20 protein-coding genes are annotated in these 22,332 nt (G+C 32.8%); 5 read left to right on the forward strand and 15 right to left on the reverse strand.

What is annotated here, in order from left to right:
• Positions 1 to 740: 740 nt before the first annotated feature.
• From KA867_RS07605 to KA867_RS07615, 3 genes are read left to right on the forward strand one after another with little or no spacing between them, the layout of a single operon-like run.
• Entirely contained in the window at positions 741 to 1,181 is a 441-nt protein-coding gene (locus KA867_RS07605; protein WP_210137597.1) for a LytTR family DNA-binding domain-containing protein, read from the forward strand.
• Positions 1,178 to 1,648: a DUF3021 domain-containing protein gene (locus KA867_RS07610; RefSeq protein ID WP_210137598.1), complete on the forward strand. Its 471-nt coding sequence runs from the start codon at positions 1,178 to 1,180 to the stop codon at positions 1,646 to 1,648. The genes KA867_RS07605 and KA867_RS07610 overlap by 4 nt, the downstream gene beginning before the upstream one ends.
• Positions 1,641 to 2,105: a DUF4188 domain-containing protein gene (locus KA867_RS07615; protein ID WP_210137599.1), complete on the forward strand. Its 465-nt coding sequence runs from the start codon at positions 1,641 to 1,643 to the stop codon at positions 2,103 to 2,105. Before KA867_RS07610 ends, KA867_RS07615 begins: the two co-directional genes overlap by 8 nt.
• A gap of 195 nt (positions 2,106 to 2,300) precedes the next feature.
• On the opposite strand, the gene KA867_RS07620 is transcribed toward KA867_RS07615, so the two are convergent.
• The 13 genes from KA867_RS07620 to KA867_RS07680 form a co-directional block, all read right to left on the reverse strand.
• Positions 2,301 to 3,485 carry a thiolase family protein gene (locus tag KA867_RS07620; RefSeq protein WP_210137600.1) on the reverse strand — a complete coding sequence of 395 codons (1,185 nt, stop codon included), beginning with the start codon at positions 3,483 to 3,485 and terminating at the stop codon, positions 2,301 to 2,303.
• Positions 3,486 to 3,519: 34 nt separating this feature from the next.
• Positions 3,520 to 5,775 carry a 3-hydroxyacyl-CoA dehydrogenase/crotonase FadB gene (gene fadB / locus KA867_RS07625; RefSeq protein ID WP_210137601.1) on the reverse strand — a complete coding sequence of 752 codons (2,256 nt, stop codon included), beginning with the start codon at positions 5,773 to 5,775 and terminating at the stop codon, positions 3,520 to 3,522.
• A 44-nt stretch (positions 5,776 to 5,819) separates the two neighbouring features.
• Entirely contained in the window at positions 5,820 to 7,028 is a 1,209-nt protein-coding gene (gene fadE, locus KA867_RS07630) for an acyl-CoA dehydrogenase FadE (RefSeq protein ID WP_481906157.1), read from the reverse strand.
• Between the two features lie 72 nt (positions 7,029 to 7,100).
• Entirely contained in the window at positions 7,101 to 8,627 is a 1,527-nt protein-coding gene (fadD, locus tag KA867_RS07635) for a long-chain-fatty-acid--CoA ligase FadD (RefSeq protein ID WP_210137602.1), read from the reverse strand.
• 18 nt (positions 8,628 to 8,645) lie between these two features.
• Positions 8,646 to 10,220 carry a fatty acid degradation protein FadX gene (gene fadX, locus KA867_RS07640; RefSeq protein WP_210137603.1) on the reverse strand — a complete coding sequence of 525 codons (1,575 nt, stop codon included), beginning with the start codon at positions 10,218 to 10,220 and terminating at the stop codon, positions 8,646 to 8,648.
• A 439-nt stretch (positions 10,221 to 10,659) separates the two neighbouring features.
• Positions 10,660 to 11,007, reverse strand: coding sequence for a MerR family transcriptional regulator (locus tag KA867_RS07645; protein WP_210137604.1), 348 nt, complete (start codon positions 11,005 to 11,007; stop codon positions 10,660 to 10,662).
• A 46-nt stretch (positions 11,008 to 11,053) separates the two neighbouring features.
• On the reverse strand, positions 11,054 to 11,374 hold the full coding sequence (locus tag KA867_RS07650; RefSeq protein WP_210137605.1) for a hypothetical protein: 321 nt from the start codon (positions 11,372 to 11,374) through the stop codon (positions 11,054 to 11,056).
• 33 nt (positions 11,375 to 11,407) lie between these two features.
• Positions 11,408 to 12,166, reverse strand: coding sequence for an SDR family oxidoreductase (locus KA867_RS07655; RefSeq protein ID WP_210137606.1), 759 nt, complete (start codon positions 12,164 to 12,166; stop codon positions 11,408 to 11,410).
• Positions 12,167 to 12,360: 194 nt separating this feature from the next.
• A complete protein-coding gene (locus tag KA867_RS07660) occupies positions 12,361 to 12,741 on the reverse strand; it encodes a DUF3021 family protein (RefSeq protein ID WP_210137607.1) in 381 nt (126 codons plus the stop codon).
• 20 nt (positions 12,742 to 12,761) lie between these two features.
• The gene (locus KA867_RS07665) at positions 12,762 to 13,220 is read right to left on the reverse strand and encodes a LytTR family DNA-binding domain-containing protein (protein WP_210137608.1); all 459 of its coding nucleotides are present in this window, start codon (positions 13,218 to 13,220) and stop codon (positions 12,762 to 12,764) included.
• A gap of 472 nt (positions 13,221 to 13,692) precedes the next feature.
• A complete protein-coding gene (locus tag KA867_RS07670) occupies positions 13,693 to 15,069 on the reverse strand; it encodes an MFS transporter (RefSeq protein WP_481906159.1) in 1,377 nt (458 codons plus the stop codon).
• A 121-nt stretch (positions 15,070 to 15,190) separates the two neighbouring features.
• Positions 15,191 to 15,991 carry a Cof-type HAD-IIB family hydrolase gene (locus KA867_RS07675; RefSeq protein WP_210137610.1) on the reverse strand — a complete coding sequence of 267 codons (801 nt, stop codon included), beginning with the start codon at positions 15,989 to 15,991 and terminating at the stop codon, positions 15,191 to 15,193.
• Positions 15,992 to 16,075: 84 nt separating this feature from the next.
• Positions 16,076 to 16,960, reverse strand: a complete 885-nt coding sequence (locus KA867_RS07680) for an AraC family transcriptional regulator (RefSeq protein WP_210137611.1) — start codon at positions 16,958 to 16,960, stop codon at positions 16,076 to 16,078.
• A gap of 105 nt (positions 16,961 to 17,065) precedes the next feature.
• Between KA867_RS07680 and KA867_RS07685 the strand changes: the two genes are divergently transcribed.
• Both KA867_RS07685 and KA867_RS07690 read left to right on the forward strand, forming a co-directional pair.
• On the forward strand, positions 17,066 to 17,983 hold the full coding sequence (locus KA867_RS07685; protein WP_210137612.1) for a DMT family transporter: 918 nt from the start codon (positions 17,066 to 17,068) through the stop codon (positions 17,981 to 17,983).
• A gap of 381 nt (positions 17,984 to 18,364) precedes the next feature.
• Entirely contained in the window at positions 18,365 to 19,696 is a 1,332-nt protein-coding gene (locus KA867_RS07690) for a TcaA NTF2-like domain-containing protein (protein WP_210137613.1), read from the forward strand.
• 357 nt (positions 19,697 to 20,053) lie between these two features.
• Here the strand turns inward: KA867_RS07690 and KA867_RS07695 are convergent, their stop codons facing one another.
• Entirely contained in the window at positions 20,054 to 21,478 is a 1,425-nt protein-coding gene (locus KA867_RS07695; protein ID WP_210137614.1) for an APC family permease, read from the reverse strand.
• 295 nt (positions 21,479 to 21,773) lie between these two features.
• Entirely contained in the window at positions 21,774 to 22,073 is a 300-nt protein-coding gene (locus KA867_RS07700) for a hypothetical protein (RefSeq protein WP_210137615.1), read from the reverse strand.
• Positions 22,074 to 22,332: the final 259 nt, after the last annotated feature.

A 22,332-nucleotide genomic window follows, 5' to 3' on the forward strand; every position in this document is an offset into this window, starting at 1 on the left:
CTATAACCACCTCAGCGATTACTTTACAGTTAATCGTACAGAAAGTAGACAAACCCTTCGTATTAATTTGCGAAGGGTTTGTTTATTTTCTATTTATATCGTTTTTTCAAATAGAACTTTTCCCTTGAACTAATTTTTATTCGTTAATTTCATTATTTAATGCTTCTTGAAAATGGAGTGCGTCCTTTTCAGCTAATTCAGTTATATACTTTTTTTATTTGCATTTGCTTTAAATAAGTGCGGAGTCAATATATAAAGATGAGTAATTTATGCCGACTCCTGCGGGAATAGCACTAGCCGAAGACTACTGGCTAAGGCAGTGCCTGCGGAAAGCGTGCATAAAAAAACTGCCAACAAAATCGGAGACTTTGTCGACAGTCTGAGCCATTTCAATTTTTAGAAATTCAAATCAATGAGACAAGATAGTCTCTGAATTAGTAATACTTTAGTGTGATATCGGCAGTAATTTATGCCGACTCCTGCGGGAATAGCACTAGCCGAAGACTATTGGCTAAGGCAGTGCCCGCGGAAAGCGTGCATAAAAAAACTGCCAACAAAATCGGAAACTTTGTCGACAGTCTGAGCGATTACTTTACAGTTAATCGTATTGAGGTGGTTTTTATTGCTAAATATACAACTAAATATGCCATTTAGCATATGATTACGACCACTTATCCATTTAATATGGTAACCCAGACATATATTTGTTTTACTTATCATAAGAAGGAGGCGAACTGAGCATGGATGTGAAAGTAATATATAATCAAAATTTAGACAACAATCAAATCATCATTGAAGTAAATGAGCACACTGAACACGTGACTGACATCGTTAACTATATTAACAAACTATCTAAAACCAAATTATTTCCCGGAAAATATAAAGGAGAAACACACTTTATAAAACAGGAAGATATTATTTCATTTCGTATAGAAAATAAAATCCTAACTATGATTACTGTAGATAAACAATTCACCATGAATCAACGACTATACGAAATCAAATCTCAACTCAACACCTATTTTTTACAAATTTCTAAATCTGAAATAATTAATATTAATTATATTGATTACTTGAAACTCAATAAAAATGGCACAATTGAAGTTCGTTTTACTAATAATGATTTCACTTATTCATCAAGAAGGTACTTGCCATTAATCAAGGAGGCATTAAAATTATGAAACGTTTAATACACGGCGCAATCACAGGTATTGCTATTGGAGTTATAATTTCGTTATTGTTTTCAACTATTTTTTCACATAACTCATTTCATCCAGTCTCCCCTGTCTCAACAATGGGCCATTTATACTTTCAATATTTAAGTGAATTACAAACGATGTTTATCGCAGTTACCATCTGGGCATTAATTGGTATTACATTCAGTTTTGGAGCACTCATATTTTCAAATTCTAGAAAATCTTTATTATTTAAAACTTTACTTCACTTCATCTTAATGTTTGTCATCATGCTCCCTTTAGCAATTCTAGCGGGATGGTTTCCACTTAAAGTTTCAGCTTTATTATCTTTTGTCGTCATCTATACCATTGTCTATTTTATCATTTGGTCAATAGAAACGAAGCGTAACCAACAAGATATCAATGAGATTAACGCTATGCTTTCAAAAAGGAAGGATGAAAAACATGAATAAAGGTAGATACACTGTAATACCTAATACATCGATTACAGTTTTTCTAATAGGACTTCATATAAACAAATGGCATAAAATTCATAAATGGTTACCTGTACTCTTAGCTATGCCACCTATGTTTAGAGAATTATCAAAAGACCAAACGCTGGGTTGTTTATCTTTTGAAATGCTATTTAAATATCGTGGTGTGATGATTGTTCAATATTGGGAATCTAATGAAAAATTACTTTCGTATTCAAAAATGCCTGTGCATTTAAAAGCGTGGCGACGATTTATGAAAGAACTCAAGCATAATGATGCTGTAGGTTTTTATCATGAGACTTATAATGTCGATGCGAACCAACATGAAAATATTTATATAAATATGCCAGCTTTTGGTTTAGGAAAAGCGCGAAAAAATGAAAAAGTAACCAAAGCTACACACACTGCTAAACAACGCTTACGTACTCAAAACTGACCTACCAATACTTATCACGTCTTATCGCTATAGATGTGATAAGTATATGTTAAAATAATTTTTCGGCATAGAAACGCTCCCTCCAAGTTTCATTTTTTAAATGTCACTTTGAAGGGAGCATATTAATTGTCTTAAACCCATTCCTAACAAAATATTAATATTTCAGGGTTTTATTACTACTTAATCATTAAATTATTACCTTACATATTCAAAGATACCTGCAGCACCCATACCAACACCGATACACATGGTAACCATGCCATATTGTGTATCTGGGCGTTTTTTCATTTCTGAAAGTAATCTGCCGACTAACATCGCACCCGTAGCACCTAATGGATGGCCTAAGGCAATTGCACCGCCGTTAACATTGGTCTTTTGAGTATCTAAACCTGTCTCTCTCATTGAAGCGATTGTTTGAGATGCAAAAGCTTCATTCAACTCTACTAAATCAATATCATCTACATTCAAGTTTGCTTGTTTTAACACTTCAGGAATTGCATAAGCAGGTCCAATGCCCATCAATTTAGGATCTACCCCTACTGCTTTAAAGCCTACGAATCTTGCAATTGGTTCTACGCCTAATTCCTTCACCTTTTCTCCTGACATGACGACTACAAAGCCTGAGCCATCAGTCAAAGGTGCCGAGGAGCCTGCAGTCACTGTGCCGTCCGCCTTAAAAACAGTGGGTAATTTAGATAATGCTTCTTGATTCGTATCTGGTCTAATCAATTCATCATCTTTAAATACTTTTTGCGACACGACTGGACCATTTTCATTATAATCTACTTTATTCACTTCAATCGGAATAATTTCATCTTCAAATTTACCTTCTGCTTGTGCTTTAGCAGCACGAGCATGACTTTGTACTGCATAGGCATCTTGATCTTCTCTAGAAACCTTATAAGTGTCAGCAACCATTTCAGCAGTTAAACCCATCGGATAAGAAACACCAGAATCTTCGTCTTGCAGAATTGGGTTATTGGTCGGTTCATTGCCCCCCATCGGTACTGCACTCATAAGTTCAATACCTCCAGCAACAAGAATGTCCGCTTGATCTGCTTTAATTTGATTTGCTGCATGTGCAATCGTTTGTAAGCCTGAAGAACAATAACGATTGACTGTTTGACCTGGTACTTCATTTGGCATTCCTGCTAATAAAGCAATCGTTCTAGCAATATTTTGCCCTTGCAAGCCTTCTGGAAATGAATTCCCAACAATGACATCTTCAACCATATTAGGTTCAAACGAACCTCCAACTCTTTCTAAAACACCTTTCAATACTTTTGCAGCAACTTCATCGGGTCTTTCATGAGTCATTGCACCATTTTTTGCCTTACCAGCTGCTGAACGTCCATAAGCTACTATATATGCATCTCGCATTTAGTTTCACCCTTTCTTCTATAATGTTCGATTATTAGTTGCGTAGTGGTTTTCCTTTTTCTAACATGTGAGAAATTCTATCGTATGTTTTTTTATTTTGAAGTAATTCTAAAAATCTTTCTTTTTCAAGTTTTTGTAAATATCTTTGATTTACATAGGTGTTACGTGGAACATCTCCACCACTCAGTACTTCTGCAACCTTCAATGTTATTTCATAATCGTAATCACTAATAAAGTGACCTACACGCTGTGCATCTAATTGACCTTCTGCTAAGGCTTTAAAGTCTCGACCTAAAGCGATATATTGAGATTTTGGAAGTGGTACATAATTCGCTTCAGATTCATAGCGCGCACGTTTCAATGCAATTTCAATACGTCTTTCTGTATTTAAAATAACTGTATCTGTTTCTTTTAAATAGCCATATCTCTTAGCTTCATAAGCATTTGTAGAGACTTTTGCTAAACCAATCTGCATTAAAATATTAGTAATAGACGCTTGTTTATCATCATTTTTATGATTAGTACGCATAATGCGATCCGTGAGTTCTGCGAGTCCACCACCTGCTGGCAATAAACCTACACCTGTTTCTACAAGACCAATGTAAGACTCACTTGCCGCTACAACAATTGGCGAATGTAGTACGAGTTCGCAACCACCGCCTAATGCACGTCCTTGAACAGCTGTTACAACAGGTTTCAATGAATGTTTTAGTCTCGCAAATACATGGTGTAATTGTTCGACCGCTTCACCTACTTCAGAAACTACTTTTCCGTCTTCATGTGCTTTCTTCATTTGATATAAATTAGCACCTACACTAAAGTTGTTACCGCCTGCGTAAATCACCATGCTCGTAAAGTCTTCATTTTCAAGCTTATCAATCGCTTCTAATAAATCGGATAAGAAGCTATTTGAAATGACATTATTTTTGCTTTGTAATTTTAATAATAGTTGATCTTTGTTCGCGATAGATAAATTTGAATCCGATCTATCCCACAACTCTGAATCGATATAAGCTGCTACTGGTGTTACGCGTTCAATAGATTCACCTTCAGCATAAAACGCTTCGTTGCGTTGCTCAATCCAATCAGGTAATTGACCTAATTCTTCTTTCATACGAGATTTAACACGTTCATATCCCATTAAATCCCATAATTGGAATGGTCCTAATTTCCAGTTAAAGCCCCAAACTAATGCGCGATCAATATCTTTAAAATCTTCCGCAGCTTTTGGTACATTCACTGCTGAATAATAGAAATTATTTCGCAATGTTTCCCATAAGAATACACCCGCATCATCTTGCGCATTAAAGATAACATCTAAATTTGAAGCAAGATCTTTACTAAAGCGACCTAAAATTTCTAATTGTGGTTGTTTAGGTTCAACATAGTCATTTTGCTTATCATCATAAACATAACGCTGTTTATTTACTTTTTTATAAAACCCTTGTTTTGTTTTATTACCTAATGCACCATTTTTCGCTAATTTTTCAGAAAGTGCTACATCTTTGAAGAATGGTTGTTCTTCTGGAATTTTTTGTAATCCTTTGATCACAGCCATAGCAATATCTAATCCTACTAAATCAGATAGCCCATATGTGCCCATTTTAGGTCGACCAATACTGCGACCTGTTAATGCGTCAACGTCAGTAATAGAGAAACCTTGTTGTTCTGCTCGATACATAATATCATTCATTGTTTGTGTGCCGACTCTATTGGCAACAAATCCAGGTACATCGTTTGCTACAATTACACCTTTACCTAATACATCTTCTGCAAAAGCTTGTACCCGTTCGACAACCTCTGGATGCGTTTGTTTATTTGGGATAACTTCCACTAATTTCATTATTCTTGGTGGATTGAAGAAGTGCATACCGAAAAATCTTTCTTTATCACGATCGTCAAATACCTCTGCAATTGCTTCAATTGGAATACCTGAAGTATTTGTTGCAAACACTGCATCATCATTTGCTACTTTTTTAACTTGATCCCAAATTTGATGCTTTATGTCCACTTCTTCTTTAACTGCCTCAATATATATATCTGCATCATCATCTTGTAAATCTTCATTGAAATTACCATATGATAAGTTTGAGGCAAATGATAAATCAAACAGTTGTGGACGTTTAGGATTTGTTATTACTTCATAAGCCTTTTTCGAGATTTTATTAGGATCATTTTCATCAATGACAATATCCAATAATTTAACTTTTAAGCCTGCATTTACAAGTAGTGCAGCAATTTGACTACCCATTGTTCCTGCACCTAGCACTGTTGCTTTTCTTATCGTCATACTAAACCCTCCAATTTTTTCATTAACCATTTAAGCATAAAATTTTATATAAATGCGGAATCTCCTGTAATTGCTCTGCCGATAACCAGTGCGTTGACTTCGTGCGTACCTTCATATGTGTAAATCGCTTCTGCATCCGCAAAGAAACGAGCAATATCATACTCTCCAGCTAAGATACCATTACCACCATGAACACCACGACCCATAGCTACAGTCTCTCTTAATCTTAATGAATTCATCATTTTAGCTGTTGAAGTCGCTACTTCATCATATTCACCGTTAGCCTGCATACGTGCGAGCTGTGCGCATGTAGCCATAGCTTGTGCTAAGTTTCCTTGCATCATTGCCAATTTTTCTTGAATGAGTTGGAATTTACTAATTTCTTTACCAAATTGTTTACGCTTTGTTACGTAATCTGTCGTTGCCTTCAATGCACCAGCCATTGCACCTGTTGCCATATATGCAACACCTGCACGTGTTGAATATAAAACTTTCGCTATATCTTTAAAACTATTGATATTTTGTAAACGTTGTTCCTCTTTGACAACGACATTCTTCAAACGAATTTTTGCATTAGGTACGATTCTTAGTGCAATTTTATGTTCTAACAGTTCAATTTCTACACCTTCTTGGCTTGGTCCAATAATGAAGCCTTTAGGTTTTCCTGTTTCTACATCTACGGCATAGACTGGCATGACATCTGAAACATTTGCTCCACCAATCCATTTCTTTTCACCATTAATAATCCATTCATCGCCTTGACGTTTTGCAGTTGTTTCTAATCCACCTGCGACATCAGAGCCATGTTCTGGTTCCGTAAGTGCAAAGCAAGTACGTAATTCATGTGATTGTAACTTTGGCAGGTAATATGCCTGTTGCTCTTTACTACCGCCAAACCAGAATGAATTATGTCCTAATCCTTGATGTACACCTAACAACGTTGCTAAAGATACATCAAATCTTGCAATCGTATATGACATGAAAAATTGGAACATTTGACTCGGTGTACGAGCGCCTTCACGTCCTTCAAAAAGCAATGGATTATTAAAATAGTTAAGTTTCCCTAATTCATCAAAATAATCTTCTGGCTCAGTGGCATTTAACCAATGTTCATTGACAGAATCACGATACTTTTCTTCTAACATGTCATTCAATTGTTTTAATAATTTAACTTCACCTTCTGTTAAATCTTTTCCAATACTTAAAATATCTTCTGGGTACAATGCTTTTAATGTTTCTTCTTTTGTTGGCATAATAAAAACCTCCATTTTTTGATAGCGCTTACATTTATAGTAAAAAAATTTTGTGCTTTTCAGCATTTTATTTTAATTCAAATCGTCAACATTTTTCACTTCTTGTTGGGCTTTCTCATTCATGTATTTCTGAAGTTCTAATTTGTCTGCTTTTGATGTTGAATTCAATGGCATGTGTGTCAATTTCAGATATAATCTCGGAATTTTATAACCAGCAATATTTTCACGCATATGCGCGTCTAATTTTGCTTCAAAGTCTGGGTCATCTTTGGTAAGTACAACTGCTGCAGCAACTGATTCACCATATTTGGGACTGTCATATCCAACGACAACACCTTGAGCTACGAGTGGGTGTTCTGCTAATACCGTTTCTACTTCGGAAGGTAAAACATTCTCACCACCAGTAATAATCATTTCTTTACGACGATCAACGATATAGACATCACCATCTTCGTCTACTTTTGCTAAATCACCTGTTAAGAAATATTCGCCGTGAAATGTTTTTGCAGTTTCTTCCGGTTTATTCCAATAACCAGGTGTTATATTATTACCACGAACGCCAAGTTCACCAATTTCACCAACTTCTACTTCTTCAAAATTATCATCAAATATACATATATCCATAAACATGACCGGCTTACCAATACTGCCTGGTTTCTGTGCGCCATTCTCAGGTGTATTAACCATGACAAGCGGTGCTTCAGTTAAACCATAACCATTAATAATTGAATAGCCCAAGCTATTAAATTTCTTTTGTACCATTGGTAAAGGTGATGAACCACCTTGAATTAAGAAATCGATACTTTCAAAGTTTTTCAAATCGAAATTTTCAGCTACTAACATGGCGTAATACATCGTTGGAATCTGAATTAAATAATTAGGTTGGTACTGAGCCATTAAATCATTTAACGCTTCGCCATTAAAGTAACGCTGTAATATCAGTGTGCCACCAGCCATTAATAAAGGTAGTGTCAAATCGTTAAATCCTAAGACATGAAACATTGGTGTGGAAACAATTGTTGTATACGTCGAATTAATTTTATAAGTCAGTGCTATATTAATTGGATTATTTACAAAAGAATCGTATGAAAACATAACGCCTTTAGGTAGTCCTGTCGTACCACTTGTATACATTAATGACGCTAAATCGCTTCCTTCCACACTAACAGTATTGAATGGACGGTGTTGCGAAGGATCTACTACTTCATCGTATGCATTTGAGTCAATATCCATGTGTAGCAAATCATCTGCAATGCCTTCTAAACTTGAAACATGCTTCTCAGCGTAAAAAATGAGTTTGACATTGGAATCTTCAATCACACTTTTTATTTCCTGTGTTTTCAAACGCCAATTAATTGGTAAGTATACGGCACCCAATTTAAATGAAGCGAACATCAAATCTAATAACGCTACATCATTAGGCGTGAATATACCGACGACATCACCACGTTTTACACCTTGATTTTGTAAATAATTAGCTAAATTTTCTGCACGAATATTCAAATCTTGATAGGTCCATTCCGTGCCTTTGAATGGGTCAATCACTGCGGCTTTTTCATCGTCAAATGTCGCTCTCGTTTTAATCCAGTCGTAGTTCATATTTTTCTCCCCCTTAGTTTAAATACGATAATCCGACTTTATTGCATCAGACAATCCTCCCCACTTATCTTGATAGATATCGCTATTCATTTCATTCAAATGTGTTGCAATGAGCGGCTTGAATTCCATATTTGCTAGAATATCTCGCTCTAAATCAAGACCAGGAGCTATTTCAATGAGCATTAATCCTTGTTGTGTAAGTTCAAATACAGCCCTTTCGGTGACAAAGTACACCTCTTGATCAAGCAAAAACGCATTTTCAACATTGAAATCAACATTATCAATTTCATTGATAAATTTTGGTATATGACCTTCTTGTTCTACATTGACCTTGCGCTGTGCATAACTTAGTTGACCCCCGACAACTAATGAACCGGAAAAGACAATTGTTTTTACCGTTTGACTTATGTCGATAAATCCACCACAGCCATTCATTTTATTGCCAAATTTTGAGACATTTACATTACCTTTGGAATCTACTTGAGCAAAGCTTAGAAATGCTATATCAACACCTCCGTTATAAATGAAATCCCAAGTCATATCGTGTCTCATACGTGCACTTAAGTTATAGTTCATACCAAAATATTTTCCGCTGCTAATCAAACCACCAAACACGCCTGTATCTATATTGGGCTGTACTAAATTATTAACGTCTTCTTCAGTTAAAACATTGGATAACTCATTATTTATGCCAAAACCAATACTGATGACATCACCTTGAAGTAAAAATTGAGCAGCACGTCTCAAAATTACTTTTCGAGTGTTCAATGCTATATATGGTTCTCGCATCTCTGTAATTTGATAATGTCCTGAAAGTGCCGGATCATAATACGTTTGCATCACTTGTCTATGATATTTTGGATCACGGTTCACTACAATATAATCTACTAATTTACCAGGTATAAACACTTCACTTGGATTGAAACGACCACTTTGAATCACTTCTTTAACTTGAACAATGACTTTACCATTATTTTTATGCGTAGCTGCCGCTAAACTAAAGCCTTCTCCTAAATGTGTCTCATGCTGCATGTAAATATTGCCTTCTTCATCAGCATATGTACCTCTTAGTATAGCTACATCAATGTCTGGAAAACGGTAGTTCAAATAAGTGTCATCATTTATATTTATTAAAGAAACTAAATCTTCAGTCGTACATGAATTGACTTTGCCACCAGAATAACGTGGATCCACGTTTGTATTTAATCCAATTTTAGTAATCGGACCTGGAAAAGCTTCCGTACTTCCACGATAATGTGTAGTTATTACACCTTGAGGTAGGAAGTATGCCTCTATTTCATTGTTCTGCATTGCTCGAATCGTTACTGGCGAACCAGTAATAATACTCGTGATTAATCGTTTGACCATACCCCTTGAAACGAATGAATCTAAATCAAAACTGTCTCCTCTATAATCACTAATATCATTTGCAAGCATGAACGTTAAATTATTAAGTGATTGATTCTCATCATATTGTTCGACTAACGTTTTAAGTATCTCAGCTGGTAAATTTGCCGTAGATAAGGCTGCCAGAGCTATAACATCACCTTCATTTACGATGTCTTTCAAATCTGAAAATGGAATAATTTTCATACAGTTTCTCCTATCTATGTTTAATCCAACTATTAAAGTTTTGAGTTATAAATATCTCCTTTCTTTATGTATGTAAGCCCTTACATGTAATATACCATTATTTTTGAAATTTATGCAAAAATTTTAAATTTTACGTTTATAGTGAATTGTGAAAATGCGCACAACATCTACTGTGACAGTTTTAGAAACGGATTAAGAAAAATATGAAAATAGTTGAATAAGGGGTATATAAATCAAATTGTTTATTAAAAAAGTAAATATGTCCTGAGAGTATAAAAAATCTGGGACAGCATTGATTCGTCCCAGACACATTCATTTTATTTTCTATCACATAGATTTTTTCTAGTTAATTATAATTGTTATTTAAAGTTAAGTACTATAAAAAAATGGTAGAAGTAATTTGCATTTTCCTTTTTTCTCTCTCGTACTGTGCTTTTATCTATTCATTCTCCAACAATTTAAATTTTTTTTCTAATGTTTGAAGTCCTTGATCTATAATCTTTTTTTGTTCCATTAAATTTTTTTGATGTTCCAAAAATATATTTTTTCGCTTCGTTTTTGTGTCACTTCCTTGATGGTATAACTCCGCAATTTCTTTTAACGTTGATATAGGCATATGTGTCTGGCGCATACATTTTATAAATTCAATCCAATATAAGTCTTCTTCTGAAAAATCTCTATAACCATTCTTATTTCTCTGAACAAAAGGAAAAAGTCCTGCTTTATCATAATATCGAATGGTATGTTCACTGATACCTAAATTATCGGCAACTTGTTTTACTTGCATAATTTACCTCCTAAAAAAAGGTGACTTTATAAAGTCACCTTTTTGTCTATTTCATAAGTTGAACCAGTAAATCTTCATAATCATTATTAATGATAGCTTCAAATCCAAATGTTGATGTCATATCATTCTTTAATGACTCCACACTGTTATAACCAATGTGTTCAGGATCATCTATATTTAAACCAATACCTTTAATATCATTATGGAATAAATTATTTTGATGCGATAACTCAATAATCTCTTCAGCTAATGATTTAACGTAATTATGACTTGGCACAGATACACTCTTTTCATCTATTACCTTTGTTTCTGTAATAATTTTGATATCTGTTTCTTTCCCTTTAAATATTGCTAAAAAGTAATTCATATCAAAATGACCTCCTCATGATTAAAAAGTAAACTAGCGTGTCGTATAACCGCCGTTAGCAAATAATGTTTGTCCGTTGATCCACCATCCATCTAAAGTTAAGAAAGTAATAATTGGCGCGATGTCTTCTATTTTTGTAAGTTGGTTATGAAGCGCTTGAGATTTATGGAATGCTACAGCATCATCGCTTTCTTGTGGGTAGAAGAATGGTGTGTCCATTGGTCCAGGAGCGACCGCGTTCACTGAGATGCCTCTATCCATAAACTCTGCTGAGGCTGCACGTGTATAATGCTCAACAGGCGATTTGCCTCCAGCATAAGTTGAATAAAAGCCTGTGTATGCAGCAAGCAATGCAGTGGCTAAAGTGATGATTTTACCATTATCATTCATAGATTTTTCAGCATATTTAATAAAGAAATAAGCTGACTTTGCATTGATGTCTGCCATACTATCAAATTCTTCTTCAGTCGTTTCTGAAATAGGTTTTTTAAGCACTTTACCAACAGTATTTATTGCAATATCAACTTTTCCAAATGTCTCTTCAGCATGTTGAAATAAAGCTTGGACATTACTAACGTTTGTCAAATCACTAGAAAATAATGTACCTTCTCCGCCTAAGTTTTCAACTTTTGTAAGTGTCGCTTTTGCATCATCTAAAGAATTTTCATCATGGTGATGGATTACTAATTTGGCTCCTTCTTTAGCGTAAGTAGTACTTAATAAACCACCAAGGTTCTTAGCACCACCAGCAATAACTACAACTTTGTCCTGTAGACTATTAAATTTACCCATATTATATAACCTCCTTTGAATATATTTCAACCATAAACCTTAGAGTGCGATATCAAGCAAGAGATTATTGAAAAATACTAAATATTTTTTATGGTATCTTGGTATCATTAGGATGTGCTGTACTGTAAGCGAAAATGATTATATTGCTATTTTCTTTTGAATTTTACACCCATCCTTTTGTGCCAAATTCTATTTTAGTTTTTTAGTTTAGCGTTAACTTTTTTACTGTGTATTATATTATTAAAAAAAAATATAAACCATAATATTAGAAAAATAATCACAAATATAGTAATTGATGAAACTACTGTGGAAACCTCCATTGGTAACCAATGATTAAGATAAGCTACAGCAATAAATGAAATAACACTACCACTTAAATGAATGAATAATTGCAGTAATAAAGGTATATTATCTACTACATAAATACTAGATAATAAACCACAAACAGCTCCAAAGAAATATATTCCTATTACATCGCCAAAATCAATGCTCATATGATTAGCTGCGAGAAATATAATCGTAATGCTACTGCTAAATCCGACACCTTGTAACATTTCTTTTAAGATTCTTTTCATTATAATCCTCTCCTTATATGTTATATGCCTAATGCTTTATTTAAATTTTTGACGTATCTTCGAGATATAGACACTTTCTTACCATTCGTAAGTGTAGCTATTAGATTACCTGAGAATGATGGGTTAACTTTCTTTATAAAATGAACATTAATAATTGATGATTTAGATATTTGTATAAAGAAAGCTCCGGCCAATTTATGTTGTAATGTACTTAAAGACATGCGTGTTGTAAGTTCTTTTTCTGTTGTCGTAATTGTGATTTCTTTATCAAATATTTCAGCGAACATAATATCTGATTTACTGATCATGAATATACCTTCTGATGTTTTAATCCCTAGTTTATCTAAATTTGAAATTGTGAAATTATTTATGTGTTCTAATAAACTTTCACCTGTTTTTCTATCAAAAGTATCGATGTTTACTTCTGTTATAGTGCGAACTTCGTCTATTTTCAGATGAACTCGTACGTCACTTTCCATAGTACCGCCCCCTCTTTTTACTTATACTATATAATTCCCTTCTATTTTGTCAGTACTTTTATCGTAAGAGGTCACCAATATAACGTAACCGGTCGGAAACATAACTATAAAATTCAAGCGCTTTTCTAACATCGTTCATAGTTTCATTTTTAATAAAAAACGAAGCACATTAAAAATTATCCAGAGACATAAAGTTCTTGGGCAAATGGGACGTATTTTGGCGAGACTCTTGAGGGAACAGGACAAGCTGAAGACTACAGGCTGAAGCTGTCCCCTAAGAAAGCGAGCCAACAATACGAAGTATTGAATTAAAAAGAAGCACTCAGATGAATTAAATCATCTGAGTGCTTTTTTCTGGGATTTATGTACCAAACTCATAAACATTTTATTTTTTACTGTCTATTTGACAAGGTACCTTTTAAATATGAAATCTATAGCACAGTATCATTTATTAATAAATTTCAATAAATGCTTAAGCTTTTATATTTTTAGGTATAATGATTTGAGTCAAAATCACACCAATAATCATAATTGATAAACCTGTTAAAAATGAAGTAGTCGCAGCTACACTAGCACTATGGTTCACTTGCACTGCTGCAAAAATAGTTGTATTAAGCGCAATTCCTAGCGCGCCACCTAGTGTTGCACACATTTTGTAGATACCTGAAGCTAAACCAACTTTTTCATCAGGTATGGTTAAAATGGCAACTGTAATTCCTGGCGTGGCACATAAACCATTTCCTATAGCACAAATGACAAAGCCAAACACGACAATGCCTACATACCAATCTGTTGGTAATACAGTTAAACTAATAAACATAATTCCTATTGCTGGAAATAGTGGTCCTACTAATAACAATGGTTTCCCACCAAAACGTAAGGATAATTTTTCTCCTAAACGGATCATCACAACTGCCATGATGACATAAGGTACAGTCACAAGACCTGCTTGAAAGGCATTTAACCCTAACTCTGTCTGCGCATACATATTAAATACTGTTGTTGTACCTACGCCAGAATTGAGTACAACATTAATCATTGAAGAACCCACAAATCCACGGTTTCGGAATAGTGAAAAGTCAATGAATGGTGCATGTTTTTGTCTTTCAAAGAATATAAAGACAACTGTAGAAAGTACAAAAATTACAAGACACGTAACTGAAAAGGTGCTAAACCATCCTTGTTCAAATCCTTGTGTAGCAAATAAAGTAATACTTCCTATTAAAACTGCAAATAAAAACATACCAATATAATCAAATGGTCTTGTGTCAATTTTTTCTTTTTCTACTTCTTCTGTTCCCCACAATAACCAAAATGCGATAATTGAAATAATAATAGAGATGATAAAGTTAGATTGCCAATTGACATATGTAGCTATCAATCCACCAACCATCGATGCTAAACCGATACCACCAACACTACCAATCATCAAGTAGCTAAACGCTCTACGCATTTCTTTACCTTTAAATTGCTCATTAATCACGCCTACAGTAGAAGGAAGTAAAATAGCCGCAGAAAGTCCTTGCAACATACGTCCTACCAATAAGAACGCTGTCACACTAGATACAATAATGAGTAATGAGCCTAAAATACTAAAAATGATACCAATATAAGTCATTTTTAGTTTTCCTATTTTATCAGAAACATCACCTGCACCTACCATAAAAATACCAGTAGCAAATGATGCTAGACTGACAGATAAGTTAACAACGCCTGGTGTTGTTTGATAGGTATTTTGAACCTGTGTAGATATATTAATAAACGATTGGGCAAAAAGCCAATACGTTAACACACTTAACACAATAGCTAAAATCAATTTATTGTTTGATTGTTGCTTTGTACTCACGATGCATGAGCCTCCTCATCTAAATATTGCATATAAAAATACACACTAGATAGATATTATCATACAAAGTACAATTTATTTTATGATTTTTTACTATTTTTCTACTTCAAATAAAAATTTACTTTTATTTGAATCCTAAAAGTAAATTTAAAGTTTGTACAACCCCATCTTCATTATTATTAATTGCAATTAAATTAGCCTCTTTTTTTAATTCGGGATAGGCATTATCCATTGCGACTTTATATTTGGCAGCTTTAAATAAATCTAAATCATTATATCCGTCACCAAATGCAATGGTTTCTGCAGGCGTAATTTGAAGTAAATTCTGAATTCGATTAATTGTGGTTCCCTTATTCACGCCCAAATCTGCAATATCAATCCATGCCTCATCTGAAGCTACGATATAAACGTCTTTTTCAAAATGTTTTAGACGGTCGGCAGTCTCTTTACAATGACCACTTGCGTCATGAACTGTAATTTTTAATAAATCTTCGGCAATATCGTTATAATCTTTAATATAATTCACATGTTGATAAGAACCATGCACATGCTTTTTCTCTGACTCAGAAATATTGTCTAACACATAAGCACCCGTTTTGGAACAAGCCAGAATGGTTTGTGCATCATCAATTTCTCTGATCGTATCAATAATTTCTTTTGCCTTTTGATTTTCTATCTCCGCATTGTAAATAAAATCTCCGTTATATTTAATTCGTGTTGCACTATCACCTACAATAAATGTATTTGTTGCGAGGTCTCCTACGATATTTTCCACACGTTCACATTGTTTACCAGTGCAAAAAACAAAACGGATATCTTGATCTGCACAATTTTCCTTTAACAGTTGAAAAGTCTCACTATTAAATTGGCTGTCATCATTTAAAAATGTGCCATCCATATCTACGACAATCAGTTTAATATTCATAAAAAATCCCCCTTTATTTAGCATTAAACTCATTGTATCTACTTATCATTATAATTAACAATTTTTCTAATAAGCATTGAATCATTACTTTGTGGTAATTTGCTTTTTCTGAAACTGTTTTGGTGTTAGTTTGTATTTTTCTTTAAAAACTTTTATAAAATAACTCGTAGTTGAAAAACCACATGCCATTGCAATATCAGTAATCGTGTACGGATATTTACTACGCAACATTCTTACGCTGTGCTCTAATCGTAAATTCACTAAGTATTGCATAGGGGTTTGGTTTACATAGTATTTGAAGCATCTAACCGTTTCAGATTTACTCATATGAATCTCTTCACTTAACATTTGTAATGAAATTTTCTTGTGAAAATGACTTTGTAAAAACGTCATCAGTCTTTTAATACGGTAGTCAAAATAGTATCGTTTTTGTTCATTTACCACTGCTGAATGCAACAATAACCATTTTATTGCTTTATAATATTTGGCAGTAATCTCTAGTTCAAAATATAAATTTTGATTTTCATATATTTGCCCCGCTGAGTTAATAATCTCTATAAGTTCTTGTTGCTGTTTGTCATCTTGAGATAAGTATATATACGGCACATGATGTGCTTTATTCATAATTTCTGACACATAATTAAATTCTACATAATTGGTAGTTTCTGGTATTTCAATATTCCAACAAAAATACTCTGTATACGATAATTCACTCGTTAACTCATGCACAACATTTGAATTGATAAAAAGCCCGTCACCTTTTTTAACATTAAATGTATCGTCACCAATTGAAACATTGAGTGCTCCATTAATCACATACATGAATTGCAATGCGTGGTGCCAATGTATAGGAATGTAGCCAAATATCGTGCGATTTAAATACGTATGTAAAATAATATGTTTCCATTGTTTATCAGGAAATTGTATTAACTCTTCTCTTGTATTTTCTACGATAATTTCTTGATACATAAATTAGACACCTCAATATTTTGCTATTTTAAGCTTATTTTTATATATTATATCGCTTATTTTCACGCTATAGTATGAATATATTAATATTTAACAGGTGAGTATATGGTAAATGAAACAAAATTTCGAATCGTAGGTATTTTATTAGCTATTGTAGGAGCATCTTTTTGGGGACTCGGTGGCACAGTATCAGATTTTCTTTTTCAACAAAGGGACATTGATATCAATTGGTATGTAACTGCGAGGTTATTAATCAGTGGCTTCGTCTTATTAATGATTTACAAAATAATAAATAGAAAATCTTCATTATTCGATATATTTAAAAATAAACATAGCCTATTCCAATTGTTTATTTTTTCAATTTTTGGTATGTTGCTCGTTCAATACGCTTATATGGCGTCTATCAATTTCGGTAATGCAGCAATCGCTACTTTACTCCAATATATAGCACCAGTATATATCATTATTTGGTATGTTATCAGACGTAAAGAGCGCTTTAAACTTTTTGATTTAATCGCGATTGTCCTTACATTATCAGGTACATTTTTGCTACTAACCAACGGATCTTTTAGTAAACTTGTGGTATCGACACCGAGTGTAATTTGGGGGATTATATCTGGTTTAGCACTTGCATTTTATACACTTTACGCAACACAATTATTAACTCGGTTTCCGTCTATTTTAGTTGTCGGTTGGGCAATGTTAATTTCAGGCATTGTCATGAATTTCAAAGCACCTATATGGCAGTTTGATTGGCCCCATTTAACAGTATCGACTGTACTTTATTTAACTTTTGGTATTATTGCCGGAACTGCTATAGCATTCTTTTTCTTTATTGAAAGTTTAAATTACTTATCAGCAAAAGAAACCACACTTTTCGGCACAATCGAACCTGTTATGGCCATATTAGCAAGCGCAGTTTGGCTAAATGTTACATTTCGTAGTTTTCAACTTATTGGCATTCTACTGATTATCGTCCTCATTTTAGCTTTATCATTAAAAAAACAACATAATATAGAATAAACAATTTAACTTAAACCCAAAACATGATTCCAAAAACTGATATTGGATTCATGTTTTTTATTTTGCTAAATCACACAACATTACTCATTCTAAAATTTTAATCAAACGATTCAATTTGTATATGACACACAATAAATAACTTATTTATATATGAAATTCCAACAAAAATCAATTTCATATTAATTACATATTAATAAATATGTTACAATTCAATTTATATAATTAAACAGTTAATATTGGGCTATTTATTTAAATTTTGAGGCAATTATTTTAGATATTTGTATTTAGTAATATCAGTTGTTCAAAGAAAAGTTTAATTTGACTTTAAAAGAAAGACATTGTTGCAAAGATTAAATTCAATCCATATTAGGAGGAAAGGTAATGAAGTATTGTAAAAATTGTGGGGCCCATGTAAAGGATAATCAAAAAGTTTGTACACAGTGTGGCCACCCACTTCAAAATCAAAATAATACATCAAAGCGAAATAAAAAAATGTATTTAGTAATAGGTATTATTATAGCTATCAGCATTCTTTTAATTATTTTATATAAAATCGTTGCTGCAAGCATATCGCCAGAGAGTGAAGCTAAAACAATTTCTGAAGATTTAAAGAAGGGTGATACTAAAAACTTATCAAATCATTTAATATTCAATGATAGAAATTTGAATAAAGATGAAGCAAAAGCCTTTTATAAATATGTTGTTGATGCTGATAACCCAGAAAGAATCGCAGATGATATTGAAAATAAAACTAAACAGATGACAAAAGATAAATCGGACACTGCTTCAGTAGATATCAGCGATACGGAAGTTATTCATATTCATAAAAATGGTAAAAAATATGGTATTTTTAATAATTATGACTTCGAAGTTTCTAAGCAAAAAGTTTCAATCACTCCTGAATCTGATAGTAAAGTTACATATAAATACAATGGCAAAAAACATAAAATTAAATTATCTGAAGATGAATCTAAAACCTTTGCAACATTACCATTAGGAAATTATAAATTAAAAGCTCAAAAAGTAGTAAACAATGAAAAATTCGATGGGCAATTAATTATCAATATGTCTGATGAAAATGAGGTTCAAGAACAATTTAATGAGAAATATCTCGATATTAACATTGATGATAGCGAACTAGACAGCGATACTCAAATAGATTTATACATTAATAATAAAAAGCTGTCCGCTCAAGATGATTATGATAGTTATTTATATGGTCCATACAAACCAGATGAAAAAATAGAAGTATATGCACAAGCACATGTTGATGACAAAAAATTCAAATCTAATGTAGTTAAAGCACCTAAACCTAAGAAAGAGAATGAACCAGTACCTATTGATTTGTCTTTTGACAATGAAAAAATTAAAGCGCATCAAGAAAATAAAGATATTAAAGAAAATGTTCAAACTTTCATAGAAGACTATACTGAAGATTTGAACGAGGCATATGAAGAAGAAGAATATAGTTATATTTCTAGCTATATAAAACATGGCACTGACACGGCTAATCATATGAAAAAAGTAGTGGAATCTGGTGACGAAGCAGATTATTCAGATCCAAAAGTCGTTAAATATAGTAAAAAAGGTGATACAATTACAATTGAAGTAGAAAAGCAAGATAAGGATGATCAAACTATCCATTCACAATACGTACTTGATTATGATGATTTATTATCTGATTTTAAAATCAAAGACTATACTGATATTTAAAATAGCTAACTCAATTTACAAAACATGATATATAAACTTATAAGATGTTATGATGGTTAGCATTATATTTTTATCCTACTATCAATTAATAATAGCTATAATACTTTACACACATTTAAAAACGCTCTCTAAAATAGACACTAAAAAGTGAAAATTTTAAAGAGCGTTTTATTATTTTTAATCAAACTATAAAATAAGCAACGATTCACTTACTACGATTGTAGCTATGACTATTTCTAGCCCATTCAGTAAGTATTACTTAATTTTGAAAATCGCTATAATTTTATTTTAAATTTTTTATTTCTAAAGATTTATAATTTATTTACTCAACAACTTAAAAATCTCATCTTTAACATGTTAATTTTTGATGTTTTTAAGATTTTTTAAAATATACAGTACATAATAAATGATGCCGATACAAAACCAAATCAATGTATAGATCTTGGCCTGACCACTTAATCCCCAGAACACAATAAATACACAAATAAAAATAATCACTGGCATCACTGGGTAAAATGGCAATTTAAATGCTGGTTCTGGTAAATCATGCCCTTCTCTTTTACGCAATGAAAAAATACCTACTGTAACAAACATAAATGCTACAAGCGCCCCTGCTGAAATTAATTGTGCTAAAAAGCCAAATGGAAAAACAGAGCCAATAATAATTGCAACAATCGATAATATAATTAATGCACGATTTGGTAAATTTTTATTATCTAATTTTCCTAACCAAGACGGTAAGATACCATCCCTACCAAACGAATAAAGTAAGCGAGAACCCGCCATCATCATACCAATTAAAGCAGTAAACATACCAATTACTGAGACTGCCTGCACTATGACCGCAACAGTACTATGTCCACTCATACGTAAAGCCCAACCTACTGGCTCAGCATTATTTTTATATTGCCCATAATCAAACATCCCTACTAATACAAGTGAAACGACGATAAACAATGTAACTGCAATTAGTAAAGAACCTAAGATTCCTCGTGGCATTGTTTTTTGCGGATTAATCGCTTCACCAGAGTTTGAAGCAATTGAATCAAACCCTATATAAGCAACAAAAATGACAGAGCTACCTGCATATATACCCTGCCAGCCACCAAACGCGCCTGCTGCAGTTTCACGATACTCTGGAATAAAAGGTATGTAATGACCAATATCAATGACTGATAAACCTACGATTATAAATAAGAGAATAGCCAATACTTTAAGTATCACGAGTGCATTTTGAACACGTGCCGCTTCTGACGTTCCTCTGTATAGCAATATCGCCGTTATAATCACTACGATAGCTGCTAATAAATCAATGATGCCTCCGTCTGTACCGAGAGAGTTAGATAATGAATTAGGTAATGATATATGAAAAGGTTCTAATAAACCTCTCAAATTAGCTGAAAATCCTGATGCCACAAAAGCAACCGCAATTAAATATTCAGCAATTAAAGCCCAACCTACAATCCATCCAAAAAATTCTCCAAACAATATACTAATCCATGTATATGCTGATCCAGCAAAAGGCATAACAGATGCCATTTCTGCGTAAACAAATGCCACCAAAGCTGCTACAATAGCTGCTACTAAAAAGGACAAACTGACTGATGGACCTGTATGATCAGCAGCTACAACACCTGGCAATGTAAAAATAGCAGTAGAAACAATTGTACCTACACCTAAAGCTAAAAAGTCTCTTATTCTTAACGTGCGCTCTAAATGAGCATCTTTGTTTTGAAATTTAGAAATATCTTCTTTTTTAAAGATTTGTTTTAAAAGATTCATTAATTTTCTCCTTGCTAATTATGTACAAACACGTATTACAGTATAGTGATTTTTAACTATAATGTACATATCCTTTTAAAAAAGAATTTTTAATAAATTTTTGATTATTTAATTTATAACTATATTAGTTTAATTTTTTGTTAATTCTAATGTTTTATACCTTAATTTAGCGCACCCTAAGTCTTACCTATATTTAAATACAAAAAAGACTATCGATACAGCTGTTAAATAGCTTTATCAATAGTCTTAATGGTTAACGCTTAATTTTTTTTGGCTTTGGTTTCAAATACATTATTTATGATCTCATTCGGTTTAACACTTCTTGCTGAATTGTTTTTAATGCTTCATTATAGTCTTTATTCGTACTTTCCTGTGCATTTATAATTAAGAGATCAATCAGTTCAGCATTATTTTTTTCACTCACTTCATGTTCAAATTGATGTAAATGTTCTTCAGATGTTTTCGCATTTTGCTTTTCAATTTGATAATATTGGTCAGCTCCCAAACCACCTTCTTCAATCATGACAGAAATCCCACTTGAGCGCGTTTCATTTAAACGTTTTACTTTTATGCGTTTATTATCACGGATAACCATTTGAATCCCTCCTATCTCAATAAATAAATCAATTTTAAAAACATATATTTTTATATAACGATTCATGATTCATATCCGAAGCTCAAAAATTTTGAACAACAGTCAATCATCAAACCATCTTTTGGACTAAGGGTATGTCATCTCATATTTAGTAAATTATTTCTTAATTCAAGTGTAATATTACATCACATTTATATCAATTTCTTTGCTCATTTATTGGTCATTTATTTTTCAAAAGCAAAAAATCAAACCAATATAT

The organism is Staphylococcus sp. GDH8C109P, assembly GCF_017893405.1.
GTDB lineage: Bacteria > Bacillota > Bacilli > Staphylococcales > Staphylococcaceae > Staphylococcus > Staphylococcus cohnii.